Origin of the sequence: Hungatella hominis (assembly GCF_014288005.1) — a bacterium.
In the GTDB taxonomy this organism is placed as follows: domain Bacteria; phylum Bacillota; class Clostridia; order Lachnospirales; family Lachnospiraceae; genus Hungatella; species Hungatella effluvii.
The window spans coordinates 47,515-63,333 of the sequence record NZ_JACOPB010000017.1 but is presented as its reverse complement, the minus strand read 5'-3'; the positions used below and the strand labels follow the sequence as shown (position 1 = coordinate 63,333).

Below are 15,819 nucleotides of genomic sequence, written 5' to 3'. Positions count from 1 at the left end.
ATTTATTGAATAAGCCCCATACACCGCTTCGTTATCTCTGTGGTATCAATATATGGAATCGCTTCGAGAAAGTCGTCTGTCTTCACATGTTCGTAATAGGCTCTGATAACCATGTTCAACAGCTCCAGAGGCACCACCTCCCGTTCTGTAGGTGTAAACTGTCCATAAGGCGTGGCAAACTGAACCCGCCGGGTCCGCTGCTCTTTAGCCTTATCAATGACAGAGTATGTATGGAAATCGCCGTCCGGCAGATTTACACGCACCTCGCAAACGTATTGGTTGTCCACACCGTAAAACTGAAGGAAACCGTCCCGGGACTCCAGAATCAGGAAATCCTCCCTGCCCTGTTCAACCATCATAACGTAAGAATCAATATCCCGATGTAACACATTTTCTATAATCTGACCGGAGGACAGCTGCACATTGATGGCCCGATAAACGCTTTCTGTAGGTAATTTCCCTTCAGCAAACAGAAATGCCACATCACAGAAACTCTTTACATTGTCCTCCGGCCCATTTAAAATCCGCTTGTGGGCCTTTGTGATGGGAGAAATCTGTGCACTTGTCTGGTTTTTCAGGATCGGCAAGCCATCATCTACGAACCACGCAAACCCCTTTTCCTTCATCCCAAGACGCAGCATAGTTTCCCCCAGATAAATACCGTAGTGAACTGCGACATTCCACAACGTATCTGCACCTTCCTTTCCGTCATACTCTGTAAGATGGTCATAATACGTGCCTAAGATTGACTCAACTTCCGCAATACTCTTTTCTGAGTAGTCAAGTATAATATTGCTTTTTAAAGCATGGACAGCAGTCCTGTCCGCAATTTCCTGATAGTTTATATCCATATGTTCCTCCTGATTTTGTTCAAAATTCCTCCCCTACTCAAGCACAATCTCCTCCTGCAGCGTCAGCGAATAAATAATCTTCTCCGTCACCTTTTTCCCTGTCATCTGTTCCAGCGCACGCTTATAGTACTCCAGCTGGATCCCGTACCGCTCTGTCAGCAGGGATTCGCGGCCTCTCACCACGTGGTCGGTCTTGTAATCGATCAGGACGAGGCCATCTTCCTCTTCCATATATGCATCGATAATTCCCTGAATCAGGACGAGCTCATCGGAATTGCAGACCTCCATCTCGCGGGCCGGAATTCCGATGACGAATTGCTGTTCCTTGTAAAGCAGGCCTCTGGCCTGTGCGGCACTCATGCGCCGGCCAAGGGGGGAACTTAAAAAATTCCATAAAATCCCGGCATCCAGAAGGGACAGGCTCTCTTCGTCCATGTACTTCTCCCTGCGGAATGTATCCAGTGCCATCTCCACATCGGTAATGGTTTTCATACCTGGGAAGTTTAACAGTTCCAGTGCACGGTGATAGGCGGTTCCGCGGAATGCGCCGCCGCCCTGATCCTTTTTCCCGCTTTCTTCCAGCAGAAAGGCCGGAATCGTAGGCAGGAAGGTGCTCTCCTCCTCATCGATCAGCTGGCCCTGTTTCTTAAGCTCCGATACGGAAAGCTTCGTATGGAGGCCGATGTCCGCAGTATGGGGATAACGGTATGCAAAGGCCGCGGATATGCCTGCGGCATACGCTTCATCGTAAATACGGGCGCAGTCAAAGTTCAGCAGTTCTTCCTTAGACAGCTTTTTTTCCGCCTGATGTTCGATCTCCACGCCTACCAGATCGGCAACGGAATAAGACCTTACCGTCATCAGACCAGTTTCCGCTCCCGCGTCAGACAAAAGCGCTGACTCCGACAGTTTTCCGGAAAGGCTCATGAGCAGCCAGTCCAAAAACGAATCCGCCGTTGACAGGATGGTGAACGGAATCTGTCCGGCCGTTCTCTTAATATCGGAAAAACGCTCCAGTTTCTTATCCAGATAGCGGTCCGTGCCCGTCATAATCAGCTTTTCCTTCGCTCTGGTCATAGCCACGTAGAGAACACGCAGTTCTTCTCCCAATGCTTCCAGCTCCAGACGGCGTCTGAGGACATTCTTCTTTAATGTCGGTGTCTTGACTCTCAGCTCTAAGTCCAGGTAATCCGTTGCGATTCCCAGATCCGGGTCAATGAGGATCTTTCCATATAAATCCTGTTTATTAAACTTCTTGCCCATGCCCGCCAGAAAGACTACCGGGAATTCCAGTCCCTTGCTCTTATGAATGCTCAGAATCCGCACGGTATTCTCGTCTCCGGCCAGGGCGGCCTCTCCGAAGTCCGTGTCATATTTTTTTAAGTTCTCGATATAGCGGATAAAATGAAACAGCCCGGAATAGCTGGTCTTTTCATAGGCTGACGCCTTTTCCACCAGCATGTCTAAATTTGCCTGTCTCGCCTCTCCCGCTGGCATGGCCGCGATGTAATCGTAATATCCGGTATTTTCATAGATGGTATACAGAAGCTCATGGATGGACAGATAGCCGGCTATGCGGCGGTACTCTGCCAGTTCATCGGAAAACGCCGCAAGCTTTCCGTAAAGTTCTCCATCTCGTTCACCCTCCGGACAGTTTTCCAGATAATACATCCACGCCCCGTATATCCCCCTGTCCTGTCCCTTTTTCGCCGTTCTCTTGAACACGGCCATAAGGCGGGCCAATTCTTCGTCCGTGGCTCCCACGATGGGGGACTTTAAGACCGCAGCCAGCGGAATATCCTGCATCGGATTATCGATAATGCTTAAGAAGCACAGCACCGTTTCGACCTCAATCGCCGTAAAGTAGCCGGTTCTCCGCTCCGCATAGGCCGGTATTCCCTCATTCATTAAGATGTTGACGAAATCCTCAGCAAATCCGCTTAAGCTGCGCAGAAGGATAACCATATCGCCGTAACAGGCGGTCCTGTAGCGCTTTTCCTTCTTATCCCAGACCTTTACCCCGGTCTCAGGGTTTATCAGTTCCTTCATCCGGGCAGCGATCAGCTTGGCCTCCATCTCGCGGGCCGTATAATCGTCCGCAGGATCCGACTCCAGCTGTTTTAACAGGCCGCCTCCCGTGTTGACCATGTGAAGTTCCAGTTTTCCTCCTACCGTCTCTTCCGTCGGTTCAAATACCGCGCCGGGATGGAGAGCGGCGTCTTCCGTATAAAGAATCCCTCCCAAACCTTTCGTCATGATCTGATAGAATACCTCATTGATGCCGGAAAGCACGCTGTCCCGGCTTCGGAAATTCTGGTGCAGCTCAATGGTCTGATACAGACCTTCTTCTCTGGGATAAGATTCGTATTTCTTTAAGAACAATTCCGGCCTGGCCAGACGGAATTTGTAGATGCTTTGTTTCACGTCGCCCACCATAAACACGTTGGGCGTCCCGAACCGCTCTCTGGAAATGGCGTGGATCAGCGCCTCCTGCACGTCGTTGCTGTCCTGGTACTCATCCACCAGAATCTCTTCAAACTGGCGGCTCAGCTCGTCGGCTGCGGCAGACGGTCTTCGGCCATGTACTTTGGCGGGATTCTCCACACTCCCCGTATCCTCTTCATCCGTCTCTTCCAAAAGCACCTCCAGCGCGTAATGCTCCAGATCCCCGAAATCCACCAGGTTCTTTTCCTGCTTGGCTTCCTGGTAACGGTCGTGAAATTCTCCGGCCAGTCTCAGCAGCATCCGCACCGCCCCCGCGGTACCCCTTAAGTCACGCACCACGGTCTCAATGGATTCAAAGCAGTATAAATCACGGAGTTTTCCGACCGCCTTCTTTATCCGGTCCCTGCATCCGGTCACAAACGATTTTTTATCCGCGTCGATCTCCTTGCTCCGGATGGAGGCCAGGCGGTCGAAGGAGGCGCTGCCTAACAGTTCATTAAGGCAGCCGTAATCCTTTGCGTTCCCGATCGCCTGCAGCATGCGCAAATCCGATGTCAGCATGGGGATATAAGCCGCAGGCCCGTTTTCCTCGTCACAGACGGCAAGCGCCTCCTTCAGCTGGGCGCAGAATTCCCCTGTCTGCATGGCGACATCCCACATCAGGAAACGCATCCACTCCGTCTCCATAAGCCTGTCGCCGCTTCCCTCCTCGTAGTCCTCCAGTTCCTTTTCGCAGGCCTCCAGCCATTTTTCCGGCCACGGATTGCTTCCGGAAAAGTTATAGACAGCCATAATATGATCCTCGATGCCCCGGTCCGATTTGCCGGTGGCATACGTCTCCACAAACCGGGAAAATTCCTCATCCCCGGCCTCATAATAGTCCTCCAGCAGCTGTTCCATCACGGAGCCGCGAAGCAGGAGGAGTTCCCCTTCATCCCCCACACGAAAAGCCGGATCGATGTCCAGCTGGTTATAGTGCTCCCGGATGATTCCCAGACAGAAGCTGTCAATGGTCGTAATCCGGGCGTAAGGAATCATGGCCGCCTGCATCTGCAGATGACCGTTTTCAGGGTCCTCCTTCAATTTTTCATCGACGGCCAGAAGTACGCGCTCCCGCATCTCATCCGCCGCCGCCTTCGTAAATGTCATAACCAGAAGCTGATCGATGTCCAGGGGATTCTCTCCCTCCGTGATCATGCGGATAATCCGCTCCACCAGAACCGCTGTCTTTCCGCTGCCCGCTGCCGCGGAAACGAGAAGATTGCGGTTTCTGCTTTCAATGACCGCCTTCTGTTCTTTTGTCCAGTTAATCGCCATCCTGCTGCTCTCCTTCTATCTCCGGCCATATTTCTTCTGATTTCAGTGGTTTGAATTTGCGGAAGCCAAACCCGGAGGTTTTTAAATCGAAGCCGCACACCGCATGGTACGGGCAGTAGTCGCAGGCCGTCTTATTTCCCTGCTTGTACGGGTTCACCGCCACGGCCCCTTCCAGAATCTCGCGTCCCTCGGTCTTCAGCTTCTCATTGACATAGCGTTTTAAGGCCGAGAACCGTTTTCCTCCCGCTACGGATGACTTCGCCTCCTGGATCAGGCCGTTCTTCATCGCCACCGGGATGACATCGGATTCCGTCTCAATCTCGTGGTCCAGATGGCTGATGACCTCCAGCTCGCTGTTTACCAGACCGTTCATGCGCAGTTCCTTTAGAATCCGCCTGTCGATGGCCTCCGGGGTCATGTCTCCTTCCCGGTCGATCACCGGGTCGTTGATATTATAATAGAAAATACCGGCCGGGATCACAGCCTTGTCCGGATTGCGGCGTTCCTCCATCTCCAGGGCCGCGTCCATGTAGACCACCAGCTGCAGCTGCAGACCGTAATAAAGCGCAGTCAGATCGAAGGAAGTCCCGCCGGATTTATAATCGATAATCTTCACATAGACGTGTTCCTCATCCTCGCACAAGTCCATACGGTCGATACGGCCCCTCAAATGAAGCGCTTCCTCCTCGGAGAGAGCGATTTTCATGGCCTTCAGATTATCGGCGGCCGAGAAGGACACCTCGAATCCTACCGGCGTGAAATCGCCTTTCTTCAGCTGCTCCGCCAGCGCCCATATGGTACGGTCCGTGATCTTCTCTACCTTGCGGGCCAGATAGGCATTTCTGGCGGAGCTCTTTAAAATCGTATTCCCATATTCCTCGGTCACCTCGGTCACGGCGGTATGCACCAGGGCCTTTCTCTCGTCTTCCCCGATCGTCTTCCAGTCGCCTCCCTGTTCCTTCATCTTCTTAAAACAGAGGTCGATGGAATCGTGAAACAGATTACCGATGTCCATAGCCGCCAGCTCATACTGCTGGCGCTCTGCCAGCTCCAGACCGTAATTCAGGAAATGGGCATAGGCACAGGATGCGTACTGTTCCAGCCTCGTGACACTGCCGCCCAGCACCGTGCCGTACAGCGCCTTCGCCGCCATTTTCCCGATTCCACGCTCCTCATAGGCGTAAAATGCCGCATCTACCAGTCTTTTTACGTTCTCTCTCTGCTCCTCATCCATCATAAAATGGCGGAACAGCTCCAAGAATTCCGAATCCTCCCGGGTCATCTCGAAGTTCCGAAGGCCGTGGGTCAACTTATCCCTGGCTTCCCGGATGGAAAGCGGCACGCCGGCCGCTTCATCCGATGCGGCCACAACGGTCAGCTGCGGAAACAGCTTTCTTAACTCTCCCAGCAATATCGATGGCCGCAGGCTCTTTCCCGACGCATCCATGGCCGAGAAGGAGAGATAAAGCCGTTCCGCCGGCTTCGTTAAAGCGAGATACAGATAGAACCGCTGACGGAAGCTCTCCACACGTACGGTGGGCGCCAGCTCAATGTGATGGCTGCCTAAAAATTCCCGCTCCTTATCCGTAAACAGGCTGCTGTTTTCCTTCTTCTGCGGCACGATTCCATCGTTTACACCGATAAAAAACAGAATCTTGATATGGTCGAGACGCGTTCTCGTAATATCGCCCACCACGATCCGGTCCACAGCCGCCGGGATCAGACCTACCTTGATTTCGGAAAAGCCCGCGTCCAGAATCTCCGCATACTCCCTGCGGCTCACCTTCTCGTCCCCTAAGAGCCTGGCGAGACGGTCCATCAGATCGACGACGAGGCCGTACACCTGACCGTATTCTTTGGCAAGCCCAAATTCTCCCTGTTCCCGAAATGAGGCCTCTCTGGCCAGCATCTTCTCCTCCACCGAGAGCGCCTCCAGAAGCCGGACCACGGCCTCCGTCATGGTGCGCACCGTCCTTCCCTCTTCCCGGAACGCCTCGATAAACGCCGTGAGAGGCGCCATAATCTCTTCCCGGAGCTGGTTTAATTCCTCTAAATTTAAGTCCTTGCCGCCGCGGTACCAGCCCTCCCAGGTGGTATTCCACCGCTTTAATCCCCGGATTCCCATGGCGATCACGTAGTTCTCCAGGCGGTCCAGCCTGCGCTCATCCTCCGGCTTCGTCACAAGACCGGTTCTTAAGTAGCGGAACACGGTTTCGTAGGAAAAATCCTTCTGAATCGTCTCCAGCGCCGCGCGCACCAACTCGACCATGGGATTTTTCAGGATGCTCTTTTTGTCATCCAGGAAGTACGGAATCTCCGACGCATCAAACTGATGGATCAGCTCTCCTGCAAAGCTTCCGATGTCACCGGTGATAACGGCCATGTCACGGTACCGGTATCCCTCGCGCAGCAGTTTTCCGATCTGACGGACCACGTGGGAGATCTCCCCGGCCGGATTCACCGCCTGCACCAGGCGGATCTCCTCCGCTTTGCCGGAATACACACGGCCGCTGTAGCGGTATAAGTTCTGCTCCAGAAAATCAAGCGCCGAATGGGACGGCGTGTCCGCTGCCGGCTGCTCCATCTGCTGCTCTTCCTGCTGCTTTGCCAGCTTCTCTGCCTGCTGTCTCCCCTGCTGTCTCCCCTGCTGTCTCCCCTGCAGCTCTACCGGCATCTCCACCCGCTGCTTTACTCCGCTGCGGTACCGGACAGCCGGATGGTCGTCGAGAACGATATCCGGTTCCCGCTTTACGTGATTCTGGCGGGCCAGTGCGTTTAACTTATCCATCATCTCACTGCTCATGTGAAATAAGTCCTGCACGCCCCTATTCCCCCGTTCCGCCACGGTTGGATCGATGGTCACAGTCACGATCACCCGGCGGCTGTAACGGAGAAAAAGGTCCAGCAGGCGGTACTGGACCGGAGTAAAGCCCGTGTAGCCGTCCAGAGTGATCACACTGTCTTTGATCAGCCTCGATTCCGGCAGGTGCTTACAAAGCACATCCAGAATCTCCTCCGTCGTAATATAGCGGTCCTTGATATACTCCTTAAACGCCTTGTAAATGACGGAAATATCCTCCAGCTTCTGGCGGAGCATGGGGCTGGTGGTCTCCGGGATCTTCGCGTCCAGCATTTCCGGCGTAATGCCATACTGGTAAAGCTCTGAAAGCATGGATTTTAACTGGCCGATAAAGCCGTTCTGATTCAGATGGGACTGGTACAGCGGCAGTTCCTTCTGTTTACCTCCTGTCACCTTTCTCAGAATCATGGATTTTCCCATATCGTCCAGGACGTCCGGGTTTACGATGGCAAGCTCCTCGAAAACACGATACGCCAGACGCTGGAAGCTGACAATATCAATATTCATCACGCCGTGGTTCGGATGCAGCGTCACAATCTCCTTCTGTGTCTGCATGGTAAACTGCTCCGGAACAATGGCAAAATACTTCGTGTCCGGATTCTCAATGGAATCCCTGATCAAATCGGTATACAGGCGGTGTGTCTTTCCGGAACCGGAACCGCCTGTTAATAACTGTATGGACATATCTTTCGTGTTGCTCCTTCCCTCTCAAGCCTTTCACATTTTAATGGCTATCCAACTATATTTTACTATATGTTGATGTACAAGTCCATCGTTTTCAGAACAACAGTTCTCTTCTGCCGTCTATTCATAAACCGCCCCCAAGCAGAATACACTATAACAAAACCCGTTCGGAGGACCTTATTTTAATATGAGCTCTAAAACAAAAATTGTTGTACTGCGGATGAAAGAAATCATCTACACCGCCATCTTTGTCGGCCTCGGAATACTGTTAATCACCCTGTTTCTCATCATGTTCCGGCCGAAAAAAGATACCGTTCCCACTTCCGGAGAAGTGGCCACTTATGTGCCCGGAGTTTACTCTTCCGCGATCACGCTGAATAACCAGGATGTCAACGTACAGGTAACCGTGGATGCGGATAAAATTACATCGGTCACCCTCGTTCCCTTAAGCGAAGCGGTCACAACCATGTATCCGCTGATGCAGCCGGCCATGGACACTCTCTCGGAGCAGATTGTAAAAAATCAGTCCACCAAAAACATCTCCTACTCCGATGAGACACGCTACACATCCACCGTCCTCTTAAAAGCAGTCGACACGGCGCTGACCAAAGCCGAAACTGCAAAATAAGAATATGGTATGGGGATTGTGTTTTCTCTTTTCTCCCTGTATAATGAGTTCAGAATACATAATTATTTTACAGTAAGAGGAACGGGATATGAGTCAGAAAAGCAGGACACAGAGTGTCATGGGGCAGAATCAAATTACAGAAGGAGTGATCTGGAAACAGCTTCTTCTGTTTTTCTTTCCAATTTTATTTGGAACATTTTTCCAGCAGCTCTATAACACCGCCGATGCCGTGATTGTAGGGCGGTTCGTTGGAAAGGAAGCGCTGGCAGCCGTAGGAGGTCCTACGGGAACCCTGATCAATCTTCTTGTGGGGTTCTTCGTAGGACTTTCTTCCGGTGCCACCGTAATTATCTCCCAGTTTTACGGTGCGAAACAGCCGGACCGGGTGAGCAGGGCAGTACATACGTCGATTGCATTTTCCATCGTGGGAGGCATTGTCCTCATGGTCATCGGTGTGGCAGGCGCACCTTGGGCCTTATCCGCCATGGGAACACCGGATGATATATTAAATCACGCGGTTTTGTATATGCGAATCTATTTTCTGGGAGTCATCGGCAACCTGATCTATAACATGGGAGCCGGTATCCTGCGGGCGATCGGGGACTCGAAACGGCCGCTGTACTTCCTGATTGCCAGCTGTTTTACCAACATTGTACTGGATATCGTTTTCGTCGTCTACCTGCATATGGGCGTCATGGGAGCCGCGCTGGCTACCATCATCTCCCAGCTGGTCAGCGCCGTACTGGTCATCATCGTGCTGATGAAGACAAAGGAGTCGTACCATCTGATCCCCCGGTCTGTTCGGCTGGATCTGGACATGCTGAAGCGGATTATCCAGATCGGATTCCCCGCGGGTCTTCAGTCCGTCATGTACTCCGCTTCCAACGTGATTATCCAGTCCAGCGTCAATGCGCTGGGAACCGATACCATTGCTGCCTGGACCGCATACGGAAAGATCGACAGCGTGTTCTGGATGATCATCAATGCCTTCGGCATCTCCGTTACCACATTTGTTGGACAGAACTACGGCGCCGGGAAAAAGGACAGGGTTCACAAGGGGGTTCGCGTGTGTCTGGCCATGAGCTTTGCCGCCACCTTCCTGTTAAGTGTCCTGCTCTACTGCGGCGGCAGCTATATCTATCTGCTGTTTACCACGGACGCGGCGGTTATCGAAAAAGGAACCGAGATCTTGCAGTATCTGGTTCCGACCTTCTTCACCTACGTCTGCATCGAGATTTATTCCGGTTCTCTGCGAGGCGTCGGCGACTGCTGGATTCCTATGATTATCACCTGTCTGGGCGTCTGTGCACTCCGTGTCGTCTGGATCTGGGCTGCAGTACCGCTCCGTCCGACGATTCAGACCGTTATTTTCAGCTATCCGCTGACATGGGTCATCACTTCGATCCTGTTCTTCTTCTATTTTAACTGGTTTTCCAAGCTGAAGAAACACCACTGGTATGGGTTTCGGAGGCGGAACCGTTAGAGCGTGTTTGAAAATTGCTTTCTGACAGATGTGCGTCACACTTTGTGGGAGATTTGCCCCGAATGAGGAAAGCGTAGTGGGCTACGTTGACCGAATGAGGGGTAAATATACCGCAAAGTGGGGCGTGCAGATGGCAGGAATGAATTCTCAAACACGCTCCAGGCTCCGCCTACTCCATCGGAGCACGGTAAAAGCCACCGTAGAACTGCTGGGTCCGGAACATATTGACGATCACATGCTCATCCACCTCATGAAGCAGGGTGATGATATCCGCCACCTCGTAGGAAGACACCACGGTGTGAAGCAGATACATGTGCTTTTTGCTGTATCCGCCGATGGCATCCACACAGGATATGCCGTGCCGGAAGGTTTTTACATAGGCGTCCGTCATCTCCAGGCCTTTGGAGGTCGTAATCTGCAGTGTCACCCGCTCATAACGGTGATGGAAGGTGGATACGATCATCGTGGACACAAATTGAAACAGAATCGAATATCCCGCGTAATCCCATCCGAAGATAGCTCCGAAGATACATAAAAGCACCACATTTCCCACAAATACAGACGTCCAGATGGAATTTCCCGTCTTATTGGATACGTAGAGGGCGATAAAGTCCGTTCCGCCTGTGGAGGCATTGCCTCTCAGCGCCAGGACGATGCAGAAACCATACAGAACGCCTCCGTAGATCACATTCAGGATCACGTCCTCGAAGATCGGTGAGAAATGAAAGATTTTCAAAAATAAACTGGCCAGTAATACCTGGAGCAGTGAGAAAAATGTAAACCGCCGGCTGATACTCTTGCTGCAGGCCCAGGCCACCGGAATATTCAAAATCACCATGGCCAGGGAAGTTGACAGATTGATTCCGAACAGGGACGTCACGCGGTCAATCAGGATAGCAATTCCGGTAAATCCGCCGGACAGCAGCCCAGCCGGCCTTATGAACGCCTGAATAACAAATGTCTGAAGCAGCGCCGAGCCGATGACCGCCACTGTCGTTATAAATGTCCGAAAATGCCTGTTCTTTCTTAACTTCCTCCACATAGTAAAAAACTCCTCTCCTTAAGTACGCATTAATGCTATTATATGTAAAATTCTCACTTCCATCAATACAAATTAAGACAACTTAAAAAATTTTATTCTAACTATTGATTTTTTTGCTCCTTTCGATTAAAATAGCGATATGGAGATATAGCTCAGCTGGGAGAGCATCTGCTTGACGTGTAGAAGGTCGCAGGTTCGAGCCCTGTTGTCTCCATGGCGAAACCGCCGGAACCTAATCGATTAGGTTCCGGCGGTTTTTTTCAATTTCTGAAGGCACACTGCCATTAGGCTCTGCGAACTTCACTGCAGGCACAATGAGGAGGTACCTCTACCTTTTCACCGGTCTGATATACTTAAAATACTGTTCCGGATTGAAGTAAAAGTATGTGATTCTGCCCGGTGTGGCATCAAAACTGTAGCCGGTGCCGGAATAATCAAAGGCCGCCATTGCCGCTTCAATCTTTTCCTCAACACTGCGGTTTTCCTGTTCATAATCGAAGGGACCGTGTTCAAAGACGATATACTCGGCTTCAGGGACATCAATGAGCAGCATCTGCGACGGTATCTCACCTTTATAATCATAAGGAAGCCGTACGCCGTGACACTCGGTTCGCGAGATTCCCCAGTCGCAGAGTCTGCCCTCCGGGTCGTTAATATAGGCCATGATCTGGCCGCTTCCACAGTTAGGTTCACTTCCGCCCTCATCGTCTAATTTCCCCTTAATGCTGTCCAGTAAACCGCAAATGGTTTCGTAATCCTGGCCCGGAATCAGATTCTGTTTCTGCCAGAAATCCCAGTACCCATTACTCTCATAATTTTTAATGTGCAGAAATTTGTGTGCGGGTATGGTTACAAAATAAATTTTAATATCATCGGTAGATTTCATCATGCCAATTTCTCCTAATCCTAATAAGTAGCGGTCGAAAGGGTTTATTTTTGTACGCAGAACAACTGGCTTCGGTTTTTTGCGGTATTCACTGGGCGTCATGCCATAAGTCCCTTTAAAGGCCCTGGTAAAGGCTTCATTTGACGAAAAACCATAATCCAGCGCAATATCCAAAAAGCTCTTATCACTGTCCCGGACCTCTTTTAGTGCAAAGGCTAATTTCCTCAGCCTTAAGTAATCCCGAAACTGCATACCCGATATCTCTTTAAATTTTCTCGTCGTATAAAATTCGGAATAACCGAGACTGCGGGAAAGAAAGCTCAGTGTCAAAGCTTCATCGTTATAATTTTTGATGCATTTGTCAATTTCATCGACAAAGATTTGGATCTGTTTCTGCCACTCGTACATTCGTCTGTTCTCCTTGTTTCAACCGCCCTGCCGTTATTATAAAGCCACGGAGAATTTTATGCTTGATTTTACTTGCTGTGAAATAAAAAAAGAACTGCTTATCCCCCACAGAAAGCAGTTCTTCGTCACGATCTAAAACCGTCACATTATTAAGTTCTTATAATTCTGGCATCCCCATGCCTGAAATCATACACGCAAGGCACCCCTTTGTGCTTCTCACATGGACAATCATAACATCAATAATGGAAAAAGTCAATCATTTTAGTGTATTTCACCAAAAATGGGCCGGAATGGAAGAATGATTATCGCAATTTTTTATACAATGCATGCAAAAACGTCTTAGTCATGCGTACATGCTTTCATGAAACATATTTTCACAAAAAATGCGCATACTTTCTATATCGCTAATTCCCTTTCATTGCCGCTTAATCCGCGGACTACCAAAACAGTAAAAAAGGAGACCATAATATGGACTTTTCCAGTAAGCTTTCTGATAACATGTCTTATCTGAAAGAAAAATTGAATGTGGACACGAATTTCGACGTAGTCTACCGAGTCATCCATGTGGGTGGGCGGGAGGCCTGTCTCTATTTTATAGATGGCTTCACCAAAGATGAGGTATGGCTCAAAATACTCCAGGCATTTTCAACGCTGAAGGAAGACTCCATGCCGGAAGACGCTCACGCATTTTCCAAGAAATACCTTCCCTACGGAGAGGTTGGACTGGTAAAGAGTGATACCGAGATGATCGGCCAGCTCCTCATGGGCGTGTCGTGTCTGTTCATCGACGGGTATGACAGCTGCTTCACCATCGACTGCCGCACCTATCCGGCCCGCGGCGTGTCTGAGCCTGAAAAAGACAAGGTACTTCGCGGTTCCCGTGACGGGTTTGTGGAAACCCTTATTTTCAACACGGCCCTGATCCGCCGCCGAATCCGTGATCCAAAGCTCACCATGGAGATCACCAGCGCCGGGGAAAGCTCCCACACGGACATCGCCCTCTGCTACATGCAGGGCCGGATCGATGAAAATCTCCTCGCCATGATCAAAGACCGGATCAACAAGCTGGAGGTCGACGCTTTGACCATGAACCAGGAAAGCCTTGCGGAGTGCCTTTATCCACATAAATGGTACAATCCATTTCCGAAGTTTAAATTTTCCGAGCGTCCCGACACTGCGGCCGCCTCGATCCTGGAGGGAAACATCATCATTCTGGTGGATAACTCTCCTGCCGCCATGATTCTGCCTTCGTCTGTCTTCGACATTATTGAAGAAGCCGACGATTACTATTTCCCGCCGGTAACGGGATCATACCTGCGGCTTTCGCGTATGGCAATCTCTGTGCTGACCCTTTATTTAACGCCGCTGTGGCTTCTGCTGATGCAGAATCCCAATGTCATCCCTTCCTGGCTGGAGTTCATTCAATTGTCAGAACCGCCTCATGTACCGCTCATCTTCCAGCTACTCATACTGGAATTTGCCATCGATGGTCTGAGGCTGGCCGCTGTTAATACGCCCAGCATGCTGACCACACCGCTCAGTGTTATCGCCGGTATCGTCCTGGGTGAATACTCCGTAAAATCCGGCTGGTTTAACAGTGAAACCATGCTCTATATGGCCTTCGTGACTATTGCCAATTACTCCCAGGCCAGCTTCGAGCTGGGCTACGCATTCAAATTCATGCGAATGATCCTGCTGGTGCTCACTGCCCTCTTTAATTACTGGGGATTTGCCATCGGAGTCATACTATCCGTCTGTGCTGTCGTATTTAACAAGACGATCGCAGGCAAGAGCTATATCTATCCGATGATACCGTTTAACTGGAGTAAATTAAAGAAACGTTTCTTACGCGGCAGACTGCCTCATAAGGAGAAATAAGGAAGAAGTCCGGGAAATAAAACTGTTTTCCGGACTTCTCTCTTGTTATGGTTCTTTATTCGTAACAGTTCAGCCTTCGCTTCCGGCTGCCGCTGTCCGGCCCCGCGCTTTCGTTTCCCAGACCTTTACTGTGACTTTGCAGGGCATTAGCAGTTCTTAATGTGCAGAATTTTTCGTTCAGGGGAAATCCCCACCTGTCTGAGCGCAGCGAGTTTGGGGATTTTCACTGGTTTTTAGAAAAATCCTGCACATTTAGAAATGCTTATGCCCGAAACCGGAACTGGAAAGGTCCGGGAAACGAAAGCGCGGGGCCGGACAGCGGCAGCCGGAAGCGAAGGCTGAACTGTTACTTTTATTCCACGAAATCTTTTCTCATTGGTGTAAAGATATCCAGCAGCATGGTTTCTTCCAATGCTACCACACCGTGCACCACATCCGGCTCAACGTAATAGCTGTCTCCTGTTACCAGAACTTTGTCTTCCTTGCCTTCCTCCTGAAATAACAGGGAACCGGATATAATATAACCGATCTGCTCATGAGGATGGCTGTGTTTTGCACCGATCGCTCCCTTTTCAAACTTCAGCTCCACATTCATTAAATTCTCGCTGTAGGCCAGTACCTTCCGCACAACACCGCCGCCTAAGTCTGTAAGCGGAACATTTTTGTTTTCTACATACATGATGTATTCCTCCTGTTTTTTGTAATTCCATATTATACTACAAAGTAAGCCCTTCCGTAAACAGGGAAAAGGGAGCCACTTCAAAATTCATACCCTTTTCTTGTAAACCCGGCAGGAATGCTTTATAATAAATAAGAAAATTATATATCATTGAAAAGGAACCTACAAATGAAAATTATCGTAATCGACGGGCAGGGCGGCAAGATGGGACACGCCGTTATTGTCCAGTTAAAAAAGTCCCATCCGGAACTTGAAATAACCGCAATCGGAACCAACTCCATCGCCACCTCCTCCATGCTGAAAGCCGGTGCGGACGCCGGTGCAACCGGTGAAAATCCCGTGGTAGTGGCCAGCCGCAGCGCGGACATTATTATCGGACCTATCGGCATCGTAATCCCGAACTCGCTGCTCGGTGAGATCACTCCGGTCATGGCGGAAGCCATCGGCTCCAGCCAGGCTAAGAAAATCCTGATTCCGGTGAACAAATGCAATCACTACGTAGTTGGCTGTGAGGAACTGCCGCTGAGCGTGTACATCGGACAGGTAGTAGCGCAGGTGGAGTTTCTGACGGGAAAATAAGTAGTTCGGCAATTCCTTCATACAAACGGCGGCGGCCTGACAGATCATAACATCTGCCAGGCCGCCGCCATTTGCGTAA

The 15,819-nt window shown here is 50.5% G+C and carries 10 protein-coding genes, 1 tRNA gene and 1 pseudogene; 5 read left to right on the top strand and 7 right to left on the bottom strand.

What is annotated here, in order from left to right; genetic code table 11:
- Positions 1 to 2 precede the first annotated feature (2 nt).
- The 3 genes from H8S75_RS25650 to H8S75_RS25640 are packed head-to-tail and all read right to left on the bottom strand — an operon-like array spanning position 3 to position 8,157.
- Positions 3 to 851, bottom strand: coding sequence for a hypothetical protein (locus tag H8S75_RS25650; RefSeq protein ID WP_187023951.1), 849 nt, complete (start codon positions 849 to 851; stop codon positions 3 to 5).
- A gap of 33 nt (positions 852 to 884) precedes the next feature.
- On the bottom strand, positions 885 to 4,613 hold the full coding sequence (addA, locus tag H8S75_RS25645) for a helicase-exonuclease AddAB subunit AddA (RefSeq protein WP_187023950.1): 3,729 nt from the start codon (positions 4,611 to 4,613) through the stop codon (positions 885 to 887).
- Positions 4,603 to 8,157: a PD-(D/E)XK nuclease family protein gene (locus H8S75_RS25640; protein ID WP_187023949.1), complete on the bottom strand. Its 3,555-nt coding sequence runs from the start codon at positions 8,155 to 8,157 to the stop codon at positions 4,603 to 4,605. The genes addA and H8S75_RS25640 overlap by 11 nt, the downstream gene beginning before the upstream one ends.
- A gap of 187 nt (positions 8,158 to 8,344) precedes the next feature.
- Between H8S75_RS25640 and H8S75_RS25635 the strand changes: the two genes are divergently transcribed.
- Positions 8,345 to 8,785, top strand: a complete 441-nt coding sequence (locus H8S75_RS25635) for an FMN-binding protein (protein ID WP_187023948.1) — start codon at positions 8,345 to 8,347, stop codon at positions 8,783 to 8,785.
- 88 nt (positions 8,786 to 8,873) lie between these two features.
- Positions 8,874 to 10,268 (top strand): MATE family efflux transporter, encoded by a 1,395-nt coding sequence (locus H8S75_RS25630; RefSeq protein ID WP_187023947.1) that lies wholly within the window; start codon positions 8,874 to 8,876, stop codon positions 10,266 to 10,268.
- Here H8S75_RS25630 and H8S75_RS33415 read toward each other — a convergent pair.
- A pseudogene (locus H8S75_RS33415) lies at positions 10,207 to 10,356 on the bottom strand (DUF6783 domain-containing protein); the annotation flags it as partial. The gene H8S75_RS25630 and the pseudogene H8S75_RS33415 sit on opposite strands and share 62 nt — an antisense overlap.
- Positions 10,357 to 10,437: 81 nt before the next feature.
- Positions 10,438 to 11,310, bottom strand: a complete 873-nt coding sequence (locus tag H8S75_RS25625) for a YitT family protein (protein WP_187023946.1) — start codon at positions 11,308 to 11,310, stop codon at positions 10,438 to 10,440.
- Between the two features lie 141 nt (positions 11,311 to 11,451).
- Here H8S75_RS25625 and H8S75_RS25620 point away from each other — a divergent pair.
- A tRNA-Val gene (locus H8S75_RS25620) sits at positions 11,452 to 11,524 on the top strand.
- 114 nt (positions 11,525 to 11,638) lie between these two features.
- Here the strand turns inward: H8S75_RS25620 and H8S75_RS25615 are convergent.
- A complete protein-coding gene (locus H8S75_RS25615) occupies positions 11,639 to 12,604 on the bottom strand; it encodes a helix-turn-helix transcriptional regulator (protein ID WP_187023945.1) in 966 nt (321 codons plus the stop codon).
- A gap of 468 nt (positions 12,605 to 13,072) precedes the next feature.
- Between H8S75_RS25615 and H8S75_RS25610 the strand changes: the two genes are divergently transcribed.
- Complete coding sequence (locus H8S75_RS25610; protein ID WP_187023944.1) at positions 13,073 to 14,482, top strand: spore germination protein; 1,410 nt, start codon at positions 13,073 to 13,075, stop codon at positions 14,480 to 14,482.
- Between the two features lie 352 nt (positions 14,483 to 14,834).
- Here the strand turns inward: H8S75_RS25610 and H8S75_RS25605 are convergent, their stop codons facing one another.
- Positions 14,835 to 15,161, bottom strand: a complete 327-nt coding sequence (locus tag H8S75_RS25605) for a cupin domain-containing protein (RefSeq protein WP_110322517.1) — start codon at positions 15,159 to 15,161, stop codon at positions 14,835 to 14,837.
- A gap of 168 nt (positions 15,162 to 15,329) precedes the next feature.
- Between H8S75_RS25605 and H8S75_RS25600 the strand changes: the two genes are divergently transcribed.
- The gene (locus H8S75_RS25600; protein ID WP_187023943.1) at positions 15,330 to 15,740 is read left to right on the top strand and encodes a DUF3842 family protein; all 411 of its coding nucleotides are present in this window, start codon (positions 15,330 to 15,332) and stop codon (positions 15,738 to 15,740) included.
- Positions 15,741 to 15,819: the final 79 nt, after the last annotated feature.